The organism is Pseudomonas sp. NFX98, from assembly GCF_047784845.1.
Taxonomy (GTDB): domain Bacteria; phylum Pseudomonadota; class Gammaproteobacteria; order Pseudomonadales; family Pseudomonadaceae; genus Aquipseudomonas.
Genome location: NZ_JBLNNF010000009.1, coordinates 21,621 through 41,635 on the forward strand (window position 1 = coordinate 21,621; position 20,015 = coordinate 41,635).

22 protein-coding genes and 3 pseudogenes are annotated in these 20,015 nt (G+C 60.5%); 16 read left to right on the top strand and 9 right to left on the bottom strand.

The annotated features are described in order from the left end of the window. The first annotated feature begins 11 nt into the window (after positions 1-11). The 4 genes from glyA to ACM110_RS13590 all read left to right on the top strand — a co-directional run bounded on the left by glyA (position 12) and on the right by ACM110_RS13590 (position 3,881). Positions 12-1,268, top strand: a complete 1,257-nt coding sequence (gene glyA, locus ACM110_RS13575; protein ID WP_416128162.1) for a serine hydroxymethyltransferase — start codon at positions 12-14, stop codon at positions 1,266-1,268. A 142-nt stretch (positions 1,269-1,410) separates the two neighbouring features. Continuing rightward, positions 1,411-2,370 (top strand): lipoyl synthase, encoded by a 960-nt coding sequence (gene lipA / locus ACM110_RS13580; protein ID WP_416128163.1) that lies wholly within the window; start codon positions 1,411-1,413, stop codon positions 2,368-2,370. A 33-nt stretch (positions 2,371-2,403) separates the two neighbouring features. Next, on the top strand, positions 2,404-3,162 hold the full coding sequence (locus ACM110_RS13585) for a M15 family metallopeptidase (RefSeq protein ID WP_416128164.1): 759 nt from the start codon (positions 2,404-2,406) through the stop codon (positions 3,160-3,162). Beyond that, the gene (locus tag ACM110_RS13590) at positions 3,159-3,881 is read left to right on the top strand and encodes a L,D-transpeptidase family protein (RefSeq protein ID WP_416128165.1); all 723 of its coding nucleotides are present in this window, start codon (positions 3,159-3,161) and stop codon (positions 3,879-3,881) included. Before ACM110_RS13585 ends, ACM110_RS13590 begins: the two co-directional genes overlap by 4 nt. 196 nt (positions 3,882-4,077) lie before the next feature. Here the strand turns inward: ACM110_RS13590 and ACM110_RS13595 are convergent. From ACM110_RS13595 to ACM110_RS13615, 5 genes and pseudogenes are all read right to left on the bottom strand, one after another. Continuing rightward, positions 4,078-5,055, bottom strand: a pseudogene (locus ACM110_RS13595) (sterol desaturase family protein); the annotation flags it as partial. A gap of 146 nt (positions 5,056-5,201) precedes the next feature. Then, a pseudogene (locus ACM110_RS13600) lies at positions 5,202-5,728 on the bottom strand (cytosine permease); the annotation flags it as partial. Positions 5,729-5,917: 189 nt separating this feature from the next. After that, on the bottom strand, positions 5,918-7,753 hold the full coding sequence (locus ACM110_RS13605; RefSeq protein ID WP_416128166.1) for an amidohydrolase: 1,836 nt from the start codon (positions 7,751-7,753) through the stop codon (positions 5,918-5,920). 245 nt (positions 7,754-7,998) lie between these two features. Further along, on the bottom strand, positions 7,999-9,015 hold the full coding sequence (locus ACM110_RS13610) for a helix-turn-helix transcriptional regulator (RefSeq protein ID WP_416128167.1): 1,017 nt from the start codon (positions 9,013-9,015) through the stop codon (positions 7,999-8,001). Between the two features lie 245 nt (positions 9,016-9,260). Further along, a pseudogene (locus ACM110_RS13615) lies at positions 9,261-9,533 on the bottom strand (nitrilase-related carbon-nitrogen hydrolase); the annotation flags it as partial. Positions 9,534-9,637: 104 nt separating this feature from the next. Here ACM110_RS13615 and ACM110_RS13620 point away from each other — a divergent pair. Then, the gene (locus ACM110_RS13620) at positions 9,638-10,279 is read left to right on the top strand and encodes a TetR/AcrR family transcriptional regulator (RefSeq protein WP_416128168.1); all 642 of its coding nucleotides are present in this window, start codon (positions 9,638-9,640) and stop codon (positions 10,277-10,279) included. 63 nt (positions 10,280-10,342) lie between these two features. Here the strand turns inward: ACM110_RS13620 and ACM110_RS13625 are convergent, their stop codons facing one another. Next, on the bottom strand, positions 10,343-10,876 hold the full coding sequence (locus tag ACM110_RS13625) for a cysteine hydrolase family protein (RefSeq protein WP_416128169.1): 534 nt from the start codon (positions 10,874-10,876) through the stop codon (positions 10,343-10,345). Between the two features lie 68 nt (positions 10,877-10,944). Continuing rightward, entirely contained in the window at positions 10,945-12,672 is a 1,728-nt protein-coding gene (gene ggt / locus ACM110_RS13630; protein ID WP_338581849.1) for a gamma-glutamyltransferase, read from the bottom strand. A gap of 136 nt (positions 12,673-12,808) precedes the next feature. Between ggt and ACM110_RS13635 the strand changes: the two genes are divergently transcribed. Next, on the top strand, positions 12,809-13,321 hold the full coding sequence (locus tag ACM110_RS13635; RefSeq protein ID WP_416128170.1) for a methylated-DNA--[protein]-cysteine S-methyltransferase: 513 nt from the start codon (positions 12,809-12,811) through the stop codon (positions 13,319-13,321). A 92-nt stretch (positions 13,322-13,413) separates the two neighbouring features. On the opposite strand, the gene ACM110_RS13640 is transcribed toward ACM110_RS13635, so the two are convergent. Further along, positions 13,414-13,851 (bottom strand): hemerythrin domain-containing protein, encoded by a 438-nt coding sequence (locus tag ACM110_RS13640; RefSeq protein ID WP_416128171.1) that lies wholly within the window; start codon positions 13,849-13,851, stop codon positions 13,414-13,416. A 146-nt stretch (positions 13,852-13,997) separates the two neighbouring features. On the opposite strand from ACM110_RS13640, the gene ACM110_RS13645 reads away from it, so the two are divergent. Next, entirely contained in the window at positions 13,998-14,423 is a 426-nt protein-coding gene (locus ACM110_RS13645; RefSeq protein ID WP_338581852.1) for a GNAT family N-acetyltransferase, read from the top strand. Positions 14,424-14,546: 123 nt separating this feature from the next. Here the strand turns inward: ACM110_RS13645 and ACM110_RS13650 are convergent, their stop codons facing one another. Beyond that, a complete protein-coding gene (locus tag ACM110_RS13650) occupies positions 14,547-14,897 on the bottom strand; it encodes a hypothetical protein (RefSeq protein WP_338581853.1) in 351 nt (116 codons plus the stop codon). 147 nt (positions 14,898-15,044) lie between these two features. On the opposite strand from ACM110_RS13650, the gene ACM110_RS13655 reads away from it, so the two are divergent. The 9 genes from ACM110_RS13655 (at position 15,045) to ACM110_RS13695 (ending at position 20,013) form a co-directional block, all read left to right on the top strand. Then, positions 15,045-15,293 carry a hypothetical protein gene (locus ACM110_RS13655; protein ID WP_034146936.1) on the top strand — a complete coding sequence of 83 codons (249 nt, stop codon included), beginning with the start codon at positions 15,045-15,047 and terminating at the stop codon, positions 15,291-15,293. Positions 15,294-15,313: 20 nt separating this feature from the next. Further along, positions 15,314-15,643, top strand: coding sequence for a DUF6388 family protein (locus ACM110_RS13660; protein WP_416128172.1), 330 nt, complete (start codon positions 15,314-15,316; stop codon positions 15,641-15,643). A gap of 26 nt (positions 15,644-15,669) precedes the next feature. Then, positions 15,670-16,374 (top strand): YoaK family protein, encoded by a 705-nt coding sequence (locus ACM110_RS13665; protein ID WP_416128173.1) that lies wholly within the window; start codon positions 15,670-15,672, stop codon positions 16,372-16,374. A gap of 167 nt (positions 16,375-16,541) precedes the next feature. Next, the gene (gene tusD / locus ACM110_RS13670) at positions 16,542-16,934 is read left to right on the top strand and encodes a sulfurtransferase complex subunit TusD (protein WP_416128338.1); all 393 of its coding nucleotides are present in this window, start codon (positions 16,542-16,544) and stop codon (positions 16,932-16,934) included. Position 16,935: 1 nt separating this feature from the next. Next, positions 16,936-17,298, top strand: a complete 363-nt coding sequence (gene tusC / locus ACM110_RS13675; protein ID WP_416128174.1) for a sulfurtransferase complex subunit TusC — start codon at positions 16,936-16,938, stop codon at positions 17,296-17,298. Continuing rightward, the gene (gene tusB / locus ACM110_RS13680) at positions 17,298-17,591 is read left to right on the top strand and encodes a sulfurtransferase complex subunit TusB (protein ID WP_416128175.1); all 294 of its coding nucleotides are present in this window, start codon (positions 17,298-17,300) and stop codon (positions 17,589-17,591) included. Before tusC ends, tusB begins: the two co-directional genes overlap by 1 nt. Next, positions 17,588-17,923, top strand: coding sequence for a TusE/DsrC/DsvC family sulfur relay protein (locus ACM110_RS13685; RefSeq protein ID WP_008043792.1), 336 nt, complete (start codon positions 17,588-17,590; stop codon positions 17,921-17,923). Before tusB ends, ACM110_RS13685 begins: the two co-directional genes overlap by 4 nt. Continuing rightward, the gene (locus tag ACM110_RS13690; RefSeq protein WP_416128176.1) at positions 17,920-18,921 is read left to right on the top strand and encodes a glycosyl transferase family protein; all 1,002 of its coding nucleotides are present in this window, start codon (positions 17,920-17,922) and stop codon (positions 18,919-18,921) included. Before ACM110_RS13685 ends, ACM110_RS13690 begins: the two co-directional genes overlap by 4 nt. Positions 18,922-19,011: 90 nt before the next feature. Further along, positions 19,012-20,013 (top strand): glutathione S-transferase family protein, encoded by a 1,002-nt coding sequence (locus ACM110_RS13695; protein WP_416128177.1) that lies wholly within the window; start codon positions 19,012-19,014, stop codon positions 20,011-20,013. Positions 20,014-20,015 lie beyond the last annotated feature (2 nt).

Here is a 20,015-nt window from a genome sequence, read left to right on the forward strand (position 1 = left end):
AGGACCACACCATGTTCAGCAAGCACGACCAGATCAAAGGCTACGACGACGAACTGCTGGCGGCGATCAATGCCGAGGACGCACGGCAAGAGCATCACATCGAACTGATCGCCTCGGAGAACTACACCAGCCAACGGGTGATGGAAGCGCAAGGCAGCGGCCTGACCAACAAGTACGCCGAAGGTTATCCAGGCAAGCGTTACTACGGCGGTTGCGAGCACGTCGATGTGGTTGAGCAACTGGCCATCGATCGCGCCAAACAGCTGTTCGGCGCCGACTACGCCAACGTCCAGCCCCATTCCGGTAGCCAGGCCAACGCGGCGGTTTATCTGGCGTTGCTGCAAGCGGGCGACACCGTGTTGGGCATGAGCCTGGCCCACGGCGGCCATTTGACCCACGGCGCCAAGGTGAGTTTTTCCGGCAAGCTGTACAACGCCTTGCAGTACGGCATCGACACCAAAACCGGGCTGATCGACTACGACGAAGTCGAGCGCCTGGCCGTTGAACACCAGCCGAAAATGATCATCGCCGGGTTCTCCGCTTACTCGAAGACACTGGACTTCCCGCGCTTCCGCCAGATCGCCGACAAGGTGGGCGCGTACTTCTTCGTCGACATGGCCCACGTCGCCGGGCTGGTGGCCACCGATCTGTACCCGAACCCGTTGCCGTACGCCGACGTGGTCACCACCACGACCCACAAGACCCTGCGCGGCCCACGCGGCGGTTTGATCCTGGCCAAGGCCAATCCGGAACTTGAGAAAAAGCTCAACGCCGCGGTGTTCCCCGGTGGTCAGGGCGGCCCGTTGATGCACGTGATCGCGGCCAAGGCCGTGTGCTTCAAGGAAGCGCTGGAGCCGGGGTTCAAGACCTATCAGGAGCAGGTGATTCGCAACGCCCAGGCCATGGCGCAAGTCTTCATCGAGCGCGGTTACGACGTGGTGTCCGGTGGTACCGACAACCATCTGTTCCTGGTCAGCCTGATCCGTCAGGGCCTGACCGGCAAGGACGCTGACGCGGCACTGGGTCGCGCCGGCATCACCGTGAACAAGAACGCCGTGCCCAACGATCCGCAATCGCCGTTCGTGACTTCGGGCCTGCGCATTGGTACACCGGCGATCACCAGCCGTGGATTCAAGGAAGCCCAGAGCATCGCGTTGGCCGGGTGGATTTGCGACATCCTCGATCACCTCGGCGATGCCGATATCGAGGCCAACGTCGCCCGCCAGGCCGCCGCCCTGTGCGCCGACTTCCCGGTCTACCGCGACTGACTACACAACACAAAAACCCTTGTGGGAGCGGGCTTGCTCGCGAAGGCGGCGTGTCAGTCAATATTGATGCCGACTGACACGGCCCCTTCGCGAGCAAGCCCGCTCCCACAGGTTCTGCTCCCGGTTGCACAAGGAAAGCATCATGAATGCCAAAGTAGAAGTCGGCACCAAACTGCGCGGCGCAGAAAAGGTTGCGCGGATTCCGGTGAAGATCATTCCCACCGACGAATTCCCGCGCAAACCGGACTGGATTCGCGTGCGCATGCCGATTTCCCCGGAGGTCGACCGCATCAAGCAACTGCTGCGCAAACACAAGCTGCACAGTGTCTGCGAAGAAGCCTCCTGCCCGAACCTCGGCGAGTGTTTTTCCGGGGGCACCGCAACGTTCATGATCATGGGCGACATCTGCACCCGCCGCTGCCCGTTCTGCGATGTCGGCCATGGACGCCCGAAACCACTGGACGTCGACGAGCCGACCAACCTCGCCGTGGCCATTGCCGAATTACGCTTGAAGTACGTGGTGATCACTTCGGTGGATCGCGACGATTTGCGCGATGGCGGCGCCCAACACTTTGTCGATTGCCTGCGCGAGATCCGCAAGCTGTCGCCGGGCATTCAACTGGAAACCCTGGTGCCGGATTATCGCGGGCGCATGGACGTCGCCCTGGCGATCACCGCGAACGAGCCGCCCGATGTGTTCAACCACAACCTGGAAACCGTGCCGCGCTTGTACAAGGCTGCGCGGCCGGGTTCGGATTTCGAGTGGTCGCTGGACCTGTTGCAGAACTTCAAGCAACGGGTGCCGAGGGTGCCGACCAAGTCCGGACTGATGCTGGGCCTGGGCGAAACCGACGAGGAAGTCATCGAAGTCATGCAGCGCATGCGCGAGCACGACATCGACATGCTCACCCTCGGCCAGTACCTGCAACCATCGCGCAGCCATTTGCCGGTGCAGCGTTTCGTGCACCCGGACGTGTTTGCCTGGTTCGCCGAGGAAGGTGCGCGCATGGGTTTCAAGAACGTCGCGTCCGGTCCGTTGGTGCGCTCGTCCTATCATGCAGACCAACAACTTCATGGAGGTGGAGCGGGTTTCAAGCCATGATGAGGTGACTGGTCATGCATGGAGCCGTTTGCGATGTCGCGTTCACCCTGTCTGTTGCTGCTGTGTCTGGGCCTTGCCACACCGTGCATGGCCGACGAATCAAAACCCGAACACATGGTGTATCTGCGCACCATCGATCCGGGTATCGAGCAGGACATCCGCTACGCCAGCGCCCACAACTTCACCGGACATCCGCTCGACGGTTACCAGGCCGCCGAGTGTCTGCTGTCAGCGGATGCAGCCAAGGCACTGGCCCGGGTACAAACGGCCCTTGAGGCCGAGGGCTACGGCTTGAAGGTGTTCGACTGCTATCGCCCCGCTCGGGCAGTCGCGGACATGGGCCGTTTCGCCACGGAACCGGGCGACCCGCGCAAGGCTGAATTCTATCCACGGGTAGACAGGCAGGACTTCTGGCGCCTGGGTTACGTGGCGCGGGTCTCCAATCACTCTCGTGGCAATACGGTCGACCTCACCATGACCGGCCCGGGCGCCCTGCCCGCCGACACTTGGACGCCTGCCGCCACGCCGGTCGACTGCACCGCGCCTTATGCTCAGCGCTGGCACGATGGCGCCGTCGACATGGGCACCGGGTTCGACTGTTTCGATGAGCGCGCGCACACCGATTCATCACTGATCAGCGCGGCAGCCAAGGACAATCGCCAGCGGCTCAGCCGTGCGATGGAGCAGGAAGGATTTACCGGTTACGCCAACGAGTGGTGGCACTTCACATACAGCCGGGAGCCGGCGTTGAAGACCGTCATGGATTTCCCCATTACGCCGCTTACGCCATGAAGCGCCTGATCGGGGCTTGGTCGTTGCTGATGCTGCTGTTGCCCGCTGCGGCCATGGCCCAGGGACTCGACGGCAGCGATCAGTTGATTGTCGTCACCAGCAAAAACTGGGATGACATCCAGGGCATCGCCCAGCGCTACGAACGGCACGGCGACCGCTTTGAAAAGTTCGAAGCCGCATTTCCCGTGGTGCTCGGGAAGAATGGCATGGGCTGGGGCAAGGGCCTGCAAATCGACGATCAACCCCAGGGCCCCATCAAACAGGAAGGCGATGGAAAAGCCCCGGCCGGGATGTTCAAACTGGGAACAGCGTTCGGCTACGACGCTTCAGCCAGCACCCGCCTGACTTATCTCGCGCTGACACCCACCATCGAATGTGTGTATGACAGCCAGTCGGCGCGCTACAACCAACTCGTCGACGGCGCAATCGTGGCAAAAGACTGGAACAGCGCCGAACGCATGCGGCGCAAGGACGATTTGTATCGCCATGGGATTTTCATCCAGCACAACACGCCCGCATCTCCCGGCGCCGGCTCCTGCATTTTCTTCCACATCTGGCGCGGCCCTATAGCGCCGACCCGAGGCTGCACCGCCATGGCCCCGGAAGACATCGCGCGATTGTTCAACTGGCTCGACCCGCGCCAGTCCCCGCTGCTGGTGCAACTGCCCGAGGCGCAATACGAGCAGTTGCGTGAACGCTGGAAGCTTCCCGAGCATTGATCGATACAAAAACCTGTGGGAGCGAGCTTGCTCGCGATAGCGGAGTGTCAGTCGACATTAATGTTGAATGATCAACCGTAATCGCGAGCAAGCTCGCTCCCACAGGTTTTGTGGTGTTCATGGCCTCACGTGAGCTGCATTTACTCGGTGTGATGCGCTTTTTGCTGAGAATCTGTGCACGCTTTGTCTGGCGGAGCTTGCGCGCCGTTTCCACAAACGGCGTCACGATCAGGCTATAGAGCGTCAGGTAACGCTCGTGGTCCGCTTCACCGGTGCCGAAACGGATGGCCTCGGGTTTCGCCTGCGTGACGTAAAGCGTGCCGAACATCCAGTCCCAGAGTGACAAGTTGACGCCGAAATTCTTGTTCATGTGCCGGGGCGCATCGCTGTGATGGATCTGGTGCTGCGCCGGACTGTTCAGCACATGCTCGACCGCCGGACCGAACGACAACCAGACATGGCTGTGGCGCAGGTTCGCCGCCAGTGCGTTGAGGATGAACACCATGTAGGTCACGCCGAACAGCGTATAGCGGCTGATCTCCCCGCCGCAGGCGTACCAGAACACGCCGGCAAACGCGCTGATGAACACGATGTCGATCAGCCGCTCGACCATTTTCTCGATGAAGTGCACGCGGCTGGCCGTCACCGGAACCAGCACCGGCGCGGAATGATGGACTTTGTGGAAGGCCCAAAGGTAGCGCGAGTGATAAGCGCGGTGCGCCCAGTAATGGATGAAGTCCTGCAGCAAAAACACGCCCAGCCCGTAGAGCAAGGACAGCGCCAGATGTTCCTCGACCTGCACCCGCGCGCCCCACAGGTGAGTGAAAAAACGGATGTAGTCACCGGAGCGCAGCACGTACGGATCGACCAGCCCAACAATCGGCACCACCAGCATGACTTTGAGGATCGCGCGCACGAAGTAGTAGCGGTAATCGAGCAATGCCGAAGGATGAAAATGCACACGGTTGCCGCCGATGAACTGCCAGAACGTGTGTGCATCGGTCAGCCCGCGAGCCTTCCTGAAACGGAACAGAGCGTAGGCAACGGCATAGGAGACGAAGAGGAAAGCCACACAGAGACGGCCATTGAGGTCGAACAGGCCGAGAAACTGCTCGCTGACAGGTGCGATCACCCACCTGAACAGGTATTGGTAGAACGGTGCGAGAACATCCATGAACGGCTGCCCCCTGTGGAAGTGCAAGAATCGCTTTTTGCAGGAGCACGGCTTGTGGGCGATGACGTCCTCAAGATCGCCATCGCCGGCAAGCCGTGCTCCTACATTGGCTGATCAGCAAGTGTAGACGCTATTGAGGATGTATCTTATTCAGGCCTTTGAACTTCGGCAACGGATATCCCCAATGCCGAGGTCCGGGCCAACAGGAAGTACAAAATCCCCGGCACCACCAGCCCGACAATCCACGAAATATCCACACCGCCGAGCTGCGCGACCATCGGTCCGGATAGAAATGGGTGTCGACGAAAGGCAACTGAATCAGCACGCCGACTACATAGACGCCGATGCCCAACAGGTTCCAGCGACCGTAGCGCCCGGCCGGATCGGACAAGGCCGGGATGTCATAACGCTCCTTGTTGATGAAGTAGTAATCCACCAGGTTGATCGCGCTCCAGGGCGTGAAGAACGTCAGCAGGAACAGGATGAAATACTTGAACGAGTTCAGGAACGAATACTGCCCCAGCAGCGCCAGCGTGGTGGACGCCGCGACGATCACCAGCACGAACAGCATGCGCTGGCCGGCGGTGATTTCGAGGCGGCTGCGGAAACCGCTGATGATGGTCGCCACGCACATGAAGCTGCCGTAGGCATTGAGGGTCGACACCGTGACCTCGTTGTGGGCTATCTGTGACCTTGGTCATTACGGGTTTCTCTTCTTATAAATTCAGGGGTATTACCCATCCCCATGTAGGAGCGAGCCTGCTCGCGATAGCGGCGGCACAGCCAGCATCTCTGTGTCTGACACACCGCTATCGCGAGCAGGCTCGCTCCTACAGGGATTGTGTCTGGCTGACGGCCAGATCTATTTTTGGGCCACTTGCCCCACAAACGGCACCTTGGCCCACACCACCTTGCCGCCGACCATCGTCATCAGCACCTGATTGCGCCCCAGTTCATCCTCGGGCACCTGCATGAAGTTCTTGTCCAGCACGATCAGATCGGCAAACTTGCCCACCTCCACTGAACCGACCACCTTCTCCAACTTGAGCTGTTCGGCGGCGTTGAGGGTTATGGTGCGCAGCACTTCTGCACGGGACAGCGCCGGGTCGGCATTCAGCCTGCCTGCGTAGTTGGGGCCGTAGCTGTGCGGGTTCTGCGGATCGCCCGAGCGGGTCACACCGACTTTCAGTGCGAGGAACTCGTCGAGCGGATCGACCGGCCAGTCGCTGCCATAAGCCACGCGTCCGCCAGCACGGACGATGCTGCCCGACGGTTCCATGCGCGCGAAGCGTTCGACCCCCAGGTGATCGCTGGTGCCGTCAACCGTGGACGGCGCTTGCTGCGCCCATTGGAAGGACATGTTGGCGGTCACGTCGAGCGTCTTGAAACGCCCGTAGTCGGCAGGGTCCACCGATTCGGCATGGGTGATGGTCGGACGGAAGCCGTTGCCGGGCAGTTGCTGGCGCACGTATTCGATACCGTTGAGCGAATCACGCACCGCGCGATCCCCGGTGGCGTGCAGGTGCGGGTCGAGTCCGGCCTGCACCGCTTTGAGCAGCAGCGGATTGAGCACCTGCGGCGGGAAATACAGCTCGCCACGGTTTTTCCCCGGCGTCCATTTCGGCGCTTTCTCGGTGCCGGCGTTGTGCAGATACGGCGTCAGCATGGCCCCGGTATCGGCCGGTGCGTTGATGATGCCGTCCATGAACAGTTTGACGTGGCGCATGCTCACGCCTGGCGCGACCTGGGCTTCGCTCTGATCGTAGGTGGTGGCCAGTGCCTTGGCTTCGGCGATGGTCTTGGCCGGGTCGGCGGTAGCGGCGGCCGGGTCGAGTTTGATCGACAACAAGGCACGGGCCGTCAACTCGCCGGATTGCTGCAACGTGGTGAACGCCTTGCCATTTTCCGGCCCCGACAAGGCATCGAAGAAACTGGTGATGCCCTGCTGGCGCATGGCGTCGAGCGCGGCGCGGCTCTGGATCAGCTTCTCGGCATCGGTCGCCGGCGGTACCACGGCGGCCATGGTATCCGCCGCACCGTCCTCGCAGATGCCGGTGGGGTTGCCGGCACTGTCGCGCGCGTACTTGCCGTCGGCGGGGTTGGCCGTGTGCTTGTCGATGCCGGCCACTGCCAGGCCACGGGAGTTGGTCAGCACGGTGTGGAAATCGGTGGAACGCACCTGAATCGGCCGTTTGGTATTGAGCGCATCAAGGGTCGATTTGTCGGCATCGCCGTCGAGGCCGGTCATGCCCATGCGGTCCCAACTGCCGACTTCAAGCCACACCTCCGGGCCTTTGTCCTTGTCGGCATCCAGACACGCCTGAATGGCTTTCTGAAAATCCTTGCGAGTCATCGTCTGGTATTTCAGGTCGCACAAGGTCATGGCCCGACCGCCATCGCCGGGATGCATGTGCGCATCGATGAAGCCCGGCATCAGCATGCGCCCGGCCAGATCGATCACCTGCGTCTGTGCACCGATGAACGAGGCTGCCCCCTCATCGCTGCCGACATAAACGATCTTGCCGCCCGTGACGGCAACGGCCTGCTGCACTGAATCCTTGCCGTCGACGGTGTACACGTAACCGTTGCGCATGACCATGTCGGCGCTGGTCGAACTTTGGCTCTGGCACCCCACCAGCGCCACACAGGAAACGGCCGTTGCACCCGCAACGGCGATAAATAGCCTGGAAAACATCACTGGCCCACCTCTGTTTTTATAGTTTTTGAAGGGCCCGGCCACACGGCCGCGCAAGCCCTTGATATGCAGGGCATACCCTATAGCGCGCGGTGGCTGGACGGACCTCTGCAAATGAGGAGGGTCAGGCAAAAAGTGGGGGGTGGTTATGATTCGCGTAGGAGCTGCCGAAGGCTGCGATCTTTTGATCCTGATCTTCTCGGGACCGATGAAACTCAAGATCAAAAGATCGCAGCCTGCGGCAGCTCCTACGGTTGCGGTGTGCAGGCGGAACCGTGCGAACGCAGGACCGAACCCAGTTCCACCTTGCTCTTCACGCCGAGTTGCAAGTAGCAATTGCGCAGATAGGTGCGCACGGTGGCCGGGCTCAGGCCGAGGATTTTGGCGATTTCCTTATAGGAATGACCGGCAGCGAACAGCATCGCTGCCGTCCGCTCCCGAGGCGCCAGTACCGCGCCGCGTGGTTGTGTTTCCAGCGACAGGATGACGTGCTCGGCGTTGGGCGTGAGGGTCAGCGTCGAGCGTCCCAGGCGCATCACGCAGGGTGCCTTGGGCAATTGCGCGATGATCTCGGCGGGTAGCGTGGAACCGCTCCAGCCGGGCAATTCCCGTTGAATGACCGCGCACAATCCAGCGCCGATATACAGCAAACCGCCGTCCCGCCGCGCCACCCCGAAGTCGCTGGCGCCGTTGCCGGTGTCGACGCGGATCATGTCCTGCACCTGGAATCGCCACAGCTGCAACAAGTGATCGCAGAACGCCGAGAACAGACCGGCCTCGTTGTCGCTGAACGCCGGGGCATCACCGCCACGGTAGAGACAAACGAAAAACATCAAGCCACTTTCCGGCAGCTCGAAGGTGATGCACATCGGGTGGTAGAGATCATGCCGTCGGGCGAACGCGTCCACGTCGGCATCGGGATCGGTGAAGCCGCTGTCGCGGATGACCTCGCCGGGTCGGCTCAAGGTGTCGTGGGAGAACTTGTCGCTGCCGGCACTCTGTTGCCATTCGCCGGCAAACGATTCGGGCAGATCGATACGCCCGTGCATCCAGCTTTGCGGTGGTGCGCTGGCGACCGAGGTGGACATCTCGCCCCACCACGCCGAAGCGAACGGCACTTGTTGTCGCAACACCTGCAAGCCGTCGGCAATGAACTCGACGGCACCCCGCTCCCGCGCCAGACGCCCCAATTGCAGCAGACAACGGTTGAACGCTTGCAGCATCGCCATCGACGGGTCGATGCCCACCTGATTATCCCCCTGCATCGTGCCGATCCTGTTGGTCTGTCATTTCGACCATGCTACAGGCGATCCCCTCCATAGGGCTACGCGCACCATGTAGCAGCTGGCGCAGCCTGCGTTCGGCTGCGCAGCAGTCGTCAAATCGGCATTCGTGGTATTCCTGAAGCAGCGCGGACTCTGATTTTACGACTGCTGCGCAGCCGAACGCAGGCTTCGCCAGCTGCTACGGTCCCAACTCAAACTTGAAAGACTAATAGCGCGCGCCGGATCATGCGTCCGTGGACCGTTTCGACCACCGGCGGCGCAGCATCGCCAGCAGTGAAGATTTCCCGCTCGGCATCCCACAGATGCGCCTTGCGGTACACCGCGCGCAAACCCTGGACATCGATCAGCGCGGCACTGTTGGCTAGTTCATCGTTGGGCAAATGCTCACAGAAACCGGCGACCACAACGATGTTCAGTTCCCGGGCCAAGGCTTGCCACAGGCGCAGGGTCGGGCCATCGCAGGTTTCCGCCAGCGCCAGCGCTTCGTTGCGGTCGGCACGGCATAAATATTCTGTTTTCCTGCGAACCACTCATTTTCACGGCTGGCCCTACCGCTATATAGTTTTGTATATTACGAAGCTCAAATCGCCAAGACACGTCCATGAGCCGCATTCGCCAACACAACCAACAGCTGATTCTGGAAGCCGCCAGCGCCGAGTTCGCCGCGAAAGGTTTCGACGCCGCCCAGACCCGCGACATCGCCGCGCGGGCAGGCGTGCCGAAGGCGAATCTGTATTACTACTTCCAGAGCAAGGAAACCCTCTACGCCAAGGTTCTGCTCGGGTTTGTCGAGCCGTTGCTGGAAGCGTCTGCGGTACTGCGCGAGAGCGACGACCCGCTGGTGGGCTTGCCTGCCTACATCGAGGCGCGGATTCGCATCGCCCGTGAGCACCCGCATATCGCGAAAGTATTCAGTGATGAGTTGTTGCTCGGCGCCAGGCAACTGCCCGAGGAATGTCGCGACCTGCTGTATGCCGAGGCCCGACGCAATGTCGATTGCCTGCGCAGCTGGATTGATCGGGGCTTGCTAGCGCCGATCGATCCGGAGCATTTGATGTTGTTCATTTGGTCAGCGACGCGCACGTACACCAACCTCGGCTGGCAGATGGCGCATATCACCGGACGGGAGACGCCACAGGATGAGGATTATCAGAATGCAGCAGCGACCATCACCCGGTTGGTGTTGGGGGGCGTGATGCCGGAGGTTGTGGAGGCGCCTCGGTTATTGAGGTTCGCGACTTAAGGAGCAAACCAAAATCTGTAGGAGCTGAGCTTGCTCCGGCTCCTACAGGGGAATGCGGTGGTTTCAGAGGTGGATATCTTTGGCCGGAATCACGTCGATCCGGGCCACCGAACCGGTGAGGTGCGCCCAATCCTTGTTGTGCTCGGCAATGATGTCTTCAGCGGTGAGGTTGCCATTGTCGACGGTGGAATGCGCGTCCTTCGCCAGCACCACGTCATACCCCAGTTTCAACGCCTGACGCACAGTGGCGTTAACGCAGTAATCGGTTTGCAGACCGCAGATGACCAGGCGTTCGAAGTCTTCCTTCGGCAAAAGTTTTTGCAGGTTGGTCTGGTAGAACGAATCCCCGGTGGTCTTGCGCACGCGCAGGTCCTTTGGCGCCGTTTCCAGCCCTTCAGCCAGTTGCCAGCCAGCCGCCTCGTGCGCAAGGGGACTGTTCGCCTCTTCGTGCTGAACCAAAACCACCGGAACGCCGGCACTGCGCGCCCGCGTCGATAGGTCGTTGATGGTATTGATCACGCGATTGATCTCGAAGCACTCGTATTCACCCGAGCATAGAGCCTGCTGGACGTCAATGATTAACAGTGCGGTGGTCATGATTCCTTCCTTGAAAATTCAGAGGGGCAAGAGACGAACATAAGTCGGTCCCTTGCCAAACACAACCCTCAATAGCCCAGCGACAATCCGGTATTACGCCGTGGATCGTTGGCCCCGTAGAAACGGTTTTTGCCCACCGGTTTTCCGTCCAGCGACGGCGCGCCTACGAGGATCGCCGCCAAGTGGTTGGCATCCTGCGGGCCGGCGAACTTGTGGCCCCAGCTTTCGAGGATCTTCACCGTGTCCGGACTGGTGGTGAAGGTTTCCAGATTGGTTTCCTCCGGCAGCCATTGCTGGTGAAAACGCGGCGCATCCACCGCTTCCTGGATGTTCATGCCGTAGTCGATGACGTTGAGCATGGTCAGCAAGGTCGCGGTGATGATGCGGCTGCCACCCGGCGTGCCGACCACCATCACCACTTTGCCGTCCTTGGTGACGATGGTCGGGCTCATGGAAGACAGCGGCGCCTTGCCGGGCGCGATGGCGTTGGCCTCGCCCTGCACCAGGCCGTACATGTTCGGCACGCCGATTTTCGAGGTGAAGTCGTCCATCTCGTCATTGAGGATGACCCCGGTCTTGCTGGCCATGACCCCGGCGCCGAACCAGTCGTTGAGGGTGTAGGTCACCGACACCGCGTTGCCCCATTTGTCGACTATCGAGTAATGGGTGGTGTTGCTGCCCTCATGGGGCGCTACGCCAGGCTTGAGGTCCTTGGACACGCCGGCCTTTTGTGGGTTGATGGCTTCACGGAGCTTGGTCGCGTAGTTTTTATCCAGCAAATGGGCGATCGGGTTCTTCACGAAATCCGGGTCGCCGAGGTAGCTGTTGCGATCGACATAGGCGTGACGCATCGCTTCGATCTGATAGTGCATGCCCTGGGCCGAGTGGTAGCCCAGATCCTTCATCGGATAGCCTTCGAGGATGTTCATGATCTGGCAGATCACCACACCGCCGGAACTCGGTGGCGGTGCCGAAACCACGTGGTAGCCACGGTAATCGCACTCGATCGGCGCCAGTTCGCGGGTCTTGTATTTGTCGAGGTCTGCCTGGGTGATGATGCCCTTGTTGGCCTGGCTGGAGGTGACAATGGCGTCGGCCACCCAACCTTTGTAGAAGCCGTCGGCGCCTTTTTCGGAGATCTCGCGCAGGGTTTTGCCGAGGTCTTTCTGCACCAGTTTCTGCCCGACCTGCATCGGCTCGCCGTTGCTCAGGAAGATCGCGCCGGAATCCTTGATGTCCTTCTTGAACACGTCGGTGGCGTAGTCCAGCAAATCGACATCGCCCTGCTCCAGCACGAAGCCGTCTTCAGCCAGTTTGATGGCCGGGGCGATCACGTCCTTGCGGGGTTTGGTGCCGTATTTGGATAGCGCCAGTTCCATCCCGGACACCGTGCCCGGCACGCCGACGGCCAAGTGTCCTCGGGTACTCAAGTCCGGAATGACGTTGCCCGCCTTGTCGAGGTACATGTCGGCGGTGGCGGCCAGCGGGGCTTTTTCGCGGAAGTCGAGGAAGGTCTTGCGGCCGTCGGCCAGTTGAATGGTCATGAAACCACCACCGCCCAGGTTACCCGCCGCCGGATACACCACCGCCAACGCGTAACCCACCGCGACAGCGGCATCGACTGCGTTGCCACCGTTCTTCAACACATCCACGCCCACGTGGCTGGCCAAGTGCTGGGCAGTGACCACCATGCCGTTTTCGGCGGCGACCGGGGCGACAGAGGCCGCATGAGCAGTCAGGCAGCTGAGCGCCAACGAGGTCGCAATCAGCGATTTGGCAAAAGGTTCGTACTTCATGAGTCGGTCTCTTCTTGTTTTTAAGTAGGAAAACTCGTCAAAAGCAGTAGCCAAGTATGGTCGGGATTGCGTATTGCGCCTCCCCGATGAAGCAGTATCCTTAACACCTGTTCAACAATCAGGCGGGGCCTGCGGCATGACTTACACCTGCACCACCCTGGCCTCCCCGGTCGGCGAGTTGAAGCTGGTGGCGAACGGTTTGAGACTGGTCGCCATCCTCTGGGAAAACGACAAACCCGGACGGGTGCGCCTAGGCCCGATGAACGAAGCGCCGGACAGCCCGATCCTGATGCGTGCCGCCGAGCAACTGCGCGAATATTTCGCCGGCACACGCCAGCGCTTCGAACTGGAGCTGGATTTTGTCGGTACGGAATTTCAGAAAAAGGTCTGGGCGGCGCTGCTGACCATTCCTTTTGGCGAGACCCGCAGCTACAGCCAGATCGCCGAACAGATCGGCAACCCGAGCGCGGTGCGGGCGGTAGGTGCGGCGAATGGCAAGAACCCGATATCGATCATTGCGCCTTGTCACCGGGTGATTGGCGCGTCGGGGAAATTGACCGGGTTTGCCGGGGGGTTGGAAGCCAAGGAGCTGTTGCTGACGCTGGAAGGCGGGCATTGGCCGGGCACAGCGCACTTGCCTGGCTTTTGACCCTGTAGGGGCTACCGCAGGCTGCGATCTACTAAAGCAAAATCAAAAGATCGCAGCCTGCGGCAGCTCCTACAAAATTGTGTGTGCCCAATTCAGGAAAGCTGCGCCTTGTACTCCTTCTCGTACTGCCCGGCCAGCGCCTCTTTCTGTTTATCGTCGAGCAACTTGCCGGCCATCTGGAAGAATTTCTGCTCCTCCTCCTTGAGGTGGTGATGAACCTTTTCCGACAGCTTTTTCGCGGTCGCCAGCCAGGCCGGGCTAGACATCTCGGTCTCGTCCAGCTCCTCCATCATTTCATCCATTTCGTGATGCTCGGCGATTGCGTGGCGGCTGAGGTCGACGCCGTTGTCGAACTCCATCAGCGGAATGTAGAAATGCCGCTCTTCAGCGGTTTCGTGGGCTTGCAGTTCCGACTTGAGCTGCTTGTAAGCCTCGACGCGTTCAGGCGTGTCGCCGCTGGTGTGGATCAGCGCTTTGGCATAGGTCCGCTGGCGTTCATGGCTTTCGCGCAAGGCTTCGAAAATATTCACGGCGTGTCCTCATCGGTCGCGCTCGGCAATGGCGCGTCACAACAAATGACATCTGCGCGATGGCGACGGTTCCACCGGTGTTGTGGTGATGGAACATCGGCGTTGTCCGCGATAGGCTGCGCTTTCACAGCCATAAGGATATAGCCATGACCCTGCGTATCGAACGCAAGCACAACCCCAGCAACGAAGAACGCGAGGCGATCCTCGTGCCGTTGCGCGCCTATAACACCTCGAAGTCCGCGAGCCCGCCACCGGAACACATCGCGCTGCTGATACGCGACGACAACGATGAGATTGTCGGCGGCGTTTATGCCCGGTTGTTTTATCAGTGGTTGTTCATCGACTTGCTGGCGGTGCCGGAACAGGCCCGTGGACAGGGCATGGGCACGAAGCTGATGCAGATGGCGGAAGACCTGGCGCGGGAAAAGGAATGCGTCGGTCTGTGGCTGGAAACCTTTGAGTTCCAGGCACCGGAGTTCTACAAGAAATGCGGCTATAGCGAGATCGGCCACATCGCCGACTACCCGCCGGGGCACAAGCATTTCTTCTTTCAGAAGCGCTTGAGTTACTGATCAATACACAAAACCCTGTAGGAGTGAGCCTGCTCGCGATAGCGGTCGTTCAATCAACATTGATGTCGACTGAACCGCCGCTATCGCGAGCAGGCTCACTCCTACAGGGGGAATTGCATCGGCTTACAGGCAGGTAGCCAACGCCGCCAACCGGCGCTTGGCGACGAAGTCGTCCTGCTGCGCGTAGTAACTCAACACAGTGCCCGAGGCATCGGTGGTCACGTCCACGAACGATTCCGCCGAGCGGGTGTAAACCGTGGTGCCGCCCTTCTCCGCTGGCTCTAGGTAAGCAGCGGCATCAACACCGAACACCGATTCGTCCTGCCAGGAAAACTGCACGCACTGGGCAACGTCTTTGGCCGGTTTGTCCGAGTTCAGGGTTTTGTACGGGGCCTTGGTGCGAGCATCGTTCATTGCCGAGCCCGCGCATCCCGCCAGCAAGGCAGCGGCCAGCGCTACCATCAGAATTCGCATTGCATTCACTCATCAGGAAAAAGCGGACTGTATCACCGTGGCACAGCGAATCGTTCTGCTTTACTTCATTTATACCGCGACACCGCACGACGATTCGCGCACCCTGTCGCGTCATAACGCTGCATCGCACTTTTGACTGGAAGCCCCATGACCCCCAACGCCGAATTTTACAAACCGACCACTGAATATGCCGACAAGCTGATCAGCCAGATCGGTCAGACGCCTTCCTGGATCGCCAAGCGAATCGGCGTCACCGACAAGCGGATTCGTTACATCCTCGACGGCGAGAGAACCGTAAAAGGCGAAACCACGCCGATCCAGATGACCTACACCGAGCAGTTTGCCCTCGAGTGTCTGGCGGCAGCGGCCAAGGCCAGCAAGAAACAGTCTTCGTAATCCGTTCTCAAGGAGTGACCATGGCGGCATCCGAGCAGCAACACGAACAGGCACTGAAAAAATTTCTCGATGAGCGTCCCGAGTTGCTCCATCAACTCGACAATCTCAACCCTCTGCTGGCACAGGCCAAGGGCGAGACCCAGGCGCAGTTTCGCGAGGAGCGGTTGCATGAAGCCTTTGAGGAAGAAGCCGAACGCCTGGGATTGTTCGCCTGGGAGCTGACATTGCAACTCACGGCCGCGACGCCGCAGGATTACGAGGCGCAGCGCGTTGCCGTGCACCGGGAAGTGGCAGAGATGGCCGGCATGGACTGGCTGGAATATTGTGATTTGTATGGGATAAAACCTTAGTCATCGCTCAAGGACATCGATCGCCCATGCTGCCATCCACCGCCAAGCCCCACGCCAGCCCCGGTCACCTGCACACGCAGAAATGGCGCGGGCGCATCGGCCTGAGTCTGGTGGCCATGCTTTCGGTATTGGCCGGGATGACCGACGCGATCGGCTTCATGGCCAGCGGCGACTTCGTTTCGTTCATGAGCGGCAACACCACCCGCATGGCCGTGGCCATCAGCGCGGGCGATCTGGGACTTACCCTGCGTCTGGTGATCCTCGTCGCGACGTTCATCCTCGGCAATGCGCTGGGCATTATTGTCAGCCGGCTCAGCGGACGCCGAGCGCTGCCCCTGCTGCTGAGCATCGCCGCCCTGTTGTGCGCCGCCGCGGCCTGGCCTTACGACGCGCAACTGCCTGCGCTGCTGGCGGCGATCATTGCGATGGGCATGCTCAATGCGGCGGTGGAAGAAGTGAATGGTTTGCCGGTCGGACTGACCTACGTGACGGGTGCCCTGTCGCGCTTCGGTCGCGGACTCGGGCGCTGGATGCTCGGCGAGCGGCGCAATGGCTGGCGCGTGCAATTGATACCGTGGACCGGCATGTTTGCCGGGGCGGTAATCGGGGCGGTGCTGGAGCATCACTTTGGGCTCAAGGCGCTGTTTGCCAGCGGTCTGTTGGCGGCGGCGTTGGGTTTGTTGTCGTTGAAGATTCCGCGGCGGTGGCAGTTGGGTTACATGCCGCGCTAACACCTCAATCCCTGTAGGAGCTGCCGAAGGCTGCGATCTTTTGGTCTTGTTTCTAAAATCAAAAGATCGCAGCCTTCGGCAGCTCCTACAGAGGGGAATGGCAAAGCCCTTCGCCGCCCCGCCGATAAAGCTTTATCATGGCCGCAGTTTCGCTGATCGAGTCCGTCATGAAGTTCGCCATCGCCGTGTTTTCCGCCGCCCATGCGCCCTCCTCACGCCGCGCCTTGCTGTTCGCCCAGGCCGCGCTGGCCGGTGGGCATGAGATTGTCCGGCTGTTTTTTTATCAGGATGGCGTCTACAACGCCTCCGGCAGCGTGGTCACGCCCCAGGACGAACTCGACTTGCCCAAGCAATGGCGCACTTTCGTCAGCGAGCAAAAACTCGATGGCGTGGTGTGCATCGCTGCCGCCCTGCGCCGTGGCGTGTTGAACGAGGAAGAAGCCAAGCGTTATCAACGCGACGCGGTTGCCGTCGGCGCACCATGGGAATTGTCCGGGCTCGGCCAGTTGCATGACGCGGTGCAGGATGCCGACCGCCTGATCTGTTTCGGAGGCGCATGAGATGGCCAAATCCTTGTTGATCATCAGCCGTCAGGCGCCGTGGTCCGGACCGGGTGCGCGGGAAACGCTGGACATCGTGCTGGCTGGTGGCGCTTTCGATCTGCCGATCGGCCTGCTATTTCTCGATGACGGCGTGTTCCAGCTCGCGACGAAACAGGACGCCAAGGCCCTGCAACAGAAAGACCTGAGCGCCAACCTTCAAGCCTTGCCGATGTTCGGTGTCGAAGAACTCTTCGTCTGTGCCGACAGCGCGGTGCAGCGGGGGCTGGACCCGGGCGCGCTGTCGCTGGAGGAAGCCGAGGCGCTGGATGCCGCTGAAATCACCGCACTCATTGACCGTTACGACCAGGTGATCACCCTCTGATGTCGACTTTGCATGTGTTGTCTCATACCCCCTTCGGCGACGAGCGTTTGAGCAGTTGCCTGCGCGTGATCGGCATCCATGACGCGCTGCTACTGTCCGGCGACGCGGCCTATGCCTTGCAGCCGGGCACCGCACCGTTCACTGCATTGAACGCTCGCGGCCTCAGGCTCTATGTTCTGGCCGAAGACGCCCAGGCGCGGGCCATCGACGTTCCGGACTGGGCCGAAGCCATCGATTATCCGGCCTTCGTCGAACTGTCGATCAACCACGACAAGGTCAACAGTTGGCTATGAATGCATTGACGGTCGGCGCCCGCGCCATCGAGCTGGACAAGGACGGTTTCCTGGTCGAACTGAGTGACTGGTCCGCGGATGTCGCCAGTGCCCTGGCGGCTGCAGAAGATATCGAGTTGAGCCCCGAACACTGGGAAATCCTCGAACTGCTGCGCAGTTTCTACGCCGAATTCCAGTTGTCGCCGGCCACCCGCCCGCTGATCAAGTACACCGCACTGAAACTCGGGCCGGAAAAAGGCAACAGCCTGCACCTGAACCGACTGTTCAAAGGCACCCCCGCCAAACTCGCCGCGAAACTGGCGGGCCTGCCCAAACCGACGAATTGCTTATGACCGACTACCCAGCGCTGACCCTCGAAACGCCCGCCGAACACCCCTTCGCCCAGTTCGTGCGCATCCTCGGCAAAGGCAAACGCGGTGCCCGCGACCTGACCCGTGAAGAAGCCCGCGCCGCCATGGGCATGGTGCTCGATGAACAGGTCGAGGAAACCCAGCTCGGCGCATTTTTGATGCTGCTGCGACACAAGGAAGAAAGCGCCGAGGAAATGGCCGGGTTCACCGAGGCCTTGCGTGAACGCCTGAATCCACCTGCATTGGCGGTGGATCTGGACTGGCCGACCTACGCCGGCAAGAAGCGTCATCTGCCGTGGTATCTGTTGGCAGCGAAGTGCCTGGCGCAGAACGGCGTGCGGATTTTCATGCATGGCGGCGGCGCCCACACGGCGGGTCGGCTGTACAGCGAGCAATTGCTGGAGGAACTGAACATCCCGCTGTGCCGCAACTGGCAGCAAGTCGGCACGGCCCTGAACAACGGCGGACTGGCGTTCATGCCGCTGGTGGACTGGGCGCCACAGTTGCAACGGATGATCGACCTGCGCAACACCCTGGGCCTGCGCTCGCCGATTCACTCGCTGGCGCGGATTCTCAATCCGCTGGGCGCGCGTTGTGGCTTGCAAAGCATTTTCCACCCCGGTTATCAGGCTGTGCATCGCGATGCCAGCGGCTTGCTCGGGGACACCGCGATTGTGGTCAAGGGTGACGGCGGCGAGATCGAGATCAACCCGGATGCCGACAGCCATTTGTACGGCACCACGGGTGGCGAAAGCTGGGATGAGGAATGGCCGCAACTGTCGAGCCAGCGCCACGTCAAACCGGCATCGCTTGAGCCAGAACATCTGAAAGCCGTATGGCGTGGCGATGTGCTCGACAGCTACCCGCAAATGGCCCTGATTTCCACCATGGCGCTGGCCTTGCGTGGCCTCGGCCAGACCCGCGAGCAGGCGTTCAACACCGCCCAGCAATACTGGGACGCTCGGGACAAATCGATCTAATCGATCATACCCCCTCAACCTTTGCGCTTTTTTATCGAACCTATCGGAATAGACTCCTCTCCAACGCTTATCGGTTGAGGAGTCTCAAACATGGGTTTGTTAGTTGAAGGTCGCTGGCAAGACAAGTGGTACGAAAGCAGCAAGGACGGCGCGTTCCAGCGTGAGCAGGCGCAGCGTCGCAACTGGGTCACCGCTGACGGCCATCCCGGCCCGAGCGGTGCCGGTGGTTTTGCTGCCGAGCCTGGTCGCTATCACCTCTACGTGTCCCTCGCCTGTCCGTGGGCTCATCGCACTTTGATCCTGCGCAAACTCAAAGGGCTGGAAAGCCTGATCGATGTGTCGGTGGTCAGTTGGCTGATGCTGGAAAACGGCTGGACTTTTGACAAGGCACTCGGCTCGACCGGTGACAAGCTCGATGGACTGACCTACTTGCACCAGCGCTACACCGCCGATGCCGCCGACTACAGTGGTCGCGTCACCGTACCGGTGCTCTGGGACAAACAGCGCCAACATATCGTCAACAATGAATCGTCGGAAATTATCCGCATGTTCAATGGCGCCTTCGATGACCTGACCGGCAATGACCTGGATTTCTATCCGGAACCATTACGCAGCGAGATCGACGCGCTGAACGAGCGGATCTACCCGGCGGTGAACAACGGCGTGTACCGCGCCGGTTTCGCCACGTCACAGCAGGCTTATGAAGAAGCGTTCGATGAGTTGTTTGCCGAGCTGGATCGACTGGAAAAGCTGCTGGGCACCAACCGCTATCTGGCCGGCGAATACCTGACCGAAGCCGACATCCGCTTGTTCACCACGCTGATTCGTTTTGACGCGGTGTATTACGGTCACTTCAAGTGCAACCTGCGGCGCATTGCCGACTATCCGAACCTGTCGAATTGGTTGCGGGAGATGTATCAGTGGCCGGGGATTGCCGAGACGGTGGATTTCACCCACATCAAGAATCACTACTACGGCAGCCACAAGACCATCAACCCGACCGGGATTGTGCCAAAAGGACCAGATCAGGACTTCACCGCCGCCCATGATCGGGAGCGGTTGAGTGGGAAAGGGGTTTGGTGCAGGACCTAAAA

Excerpts from the sequence above, each read along its gene's own strand:
- glyA (WP_416128162.1), top strand. The coding sequence starts at position 12 with ATGTTCAGCAAGCACGACCAGATCAAAGGCTACGACGACGAACTGCTG.
- lipA (WP_416128163.1), top strand. The coding sequence starts at position 1,411 with ATGAATGCCAAAGTAGAAGTCGGCACCAAACTGCGCGGCGCAGAAAAG.
- ACM110_RS13585 (WP_416128164.1), top strand. The coding sequence starts at position 2,404 with ATGTCGCGTTCACCCTGTCTGTTGCTGCTGTGTCTGGGCCTTGCCACA.
- ACM110_RS13590 (WP_416128165.1), top strand. The coding sequence starts at position 3,159 with ATGAAGCGCCTGATCGGGGCTTGGTCGTTGCTGATGCTGCTGTTGCCC.
- ACM110_RS13610 (WP_416128167.1), bottom strand. The coding sequence starts at position 9,015 with ATGCAGGGGGATAATCAGGTGGGCATCGACCCGTCGATGGCGATGCTG.
- ACM110_RS13620 (WP_416128168.1), top strand. The coding sequence starts at position 9,638 with ATGAGCCGCATTCGCCAACACAACCAACAGCTGATTCTGGAAGCCGCC.
- ACM110_RS13625 (WP_416128169.1), bottom strand. The coding sequence starts at position 10,876 with ATGACCACCGCACTGTTAATCATTGACGTCCAGCAGGCTCTATGCTCG.
- ggt (WP_338581849.1), bottom strand. The coding sequence starts at position 12,672 with ATGAAGTACGAACCTTTTGCCAAATCGCTGATTGCGACCTCGTTGGCG.
- ACM110_RS13635 (WP_416128170.1), top strand. The coding sequence starts at position 12,809 with ATGACTTACACCTGCACCACCCTGGCCTCCCCGGTCGGCGAGTTGAAG.
- ACM110_RS13645 (WP_338581852.1), top strand. The coding sequence starts at position 13,998 with ATGACCCTGCGTATCGAACGCAAGCACAACCCCAGCAACGAAGAACGC.
- ACM110_RS13650 (WP_338581853.1), bottom strand. The coding sequence starts at position 14,897 with ATGCGAATTCTGATGGTAGCGCTGGCCGCTGCCTTGCTGGCGGGATGC.
- ACM110_RS13655 (WP_034146936.1), top strand. The coding sequence starts at position 15,045 with ATGACCCCCAACGCCGAATTTTACAAACCGACCACTGAATATGCCGAC.
- ACM110_RS13660 (WP_416128172.1), top strand. The coding sequence starts at position 15,314 with ATGGCGGCATCCGAGCAGCAACACGAACAGGCACTGAAAAAATTTCTC.
- ACM110_RS13665 (WP_416128173.1), top strand. The coding sequence starts at position 15,670 with ATGCTGCCATCCACCGCCAAGCCCCACGCCAGCCCCGGTCACCTGCAC.
- tusD (WP_416128338.1), top strand. The coding sequence starts at position 16,542 with ATGAAGTTCGCCATCGCCGTGTTTTCCGCCGCCCATGCGCCCTCCTCA.
- tusC (WP_416128174.1), top strand. The coding sequence starts at position 16,936 with ATGGCCAAATCCTTGTTGATCATCAGCCGTCAGGCGCCGTGGTCCGGA.
- tusB (WP_416128175.1), top strand. The coding sequence starts at position 17,298 with ATGTCGACTTTGCATGTGTTGTCTCATACCCCCTTCGGCGACGAGCGT.
- ACM110_RS13685 (WP_008043792.1), top strand. The coding sequence starts at position 17,588 with ATGAATGCATTGACGGTCGGCGCCCGCGCCATCGAGCTGGACAAGGAC.
- ACM110_RS13690 (WP_416128176.1), top strand. The coding sequence starts at position 17,920 with ATGACCGACTACCCAGCGCTGACCCTCGAAACGCCCGCCGAACACCCC.
- ACM110_RS13695 (WP_416128177.1), top strand. The coding sequence starts at position 19,012 with ATGGGTTTGTTAGTTGAAGGTCGCTGGCAAGACAAGTGGTACGAAAGC.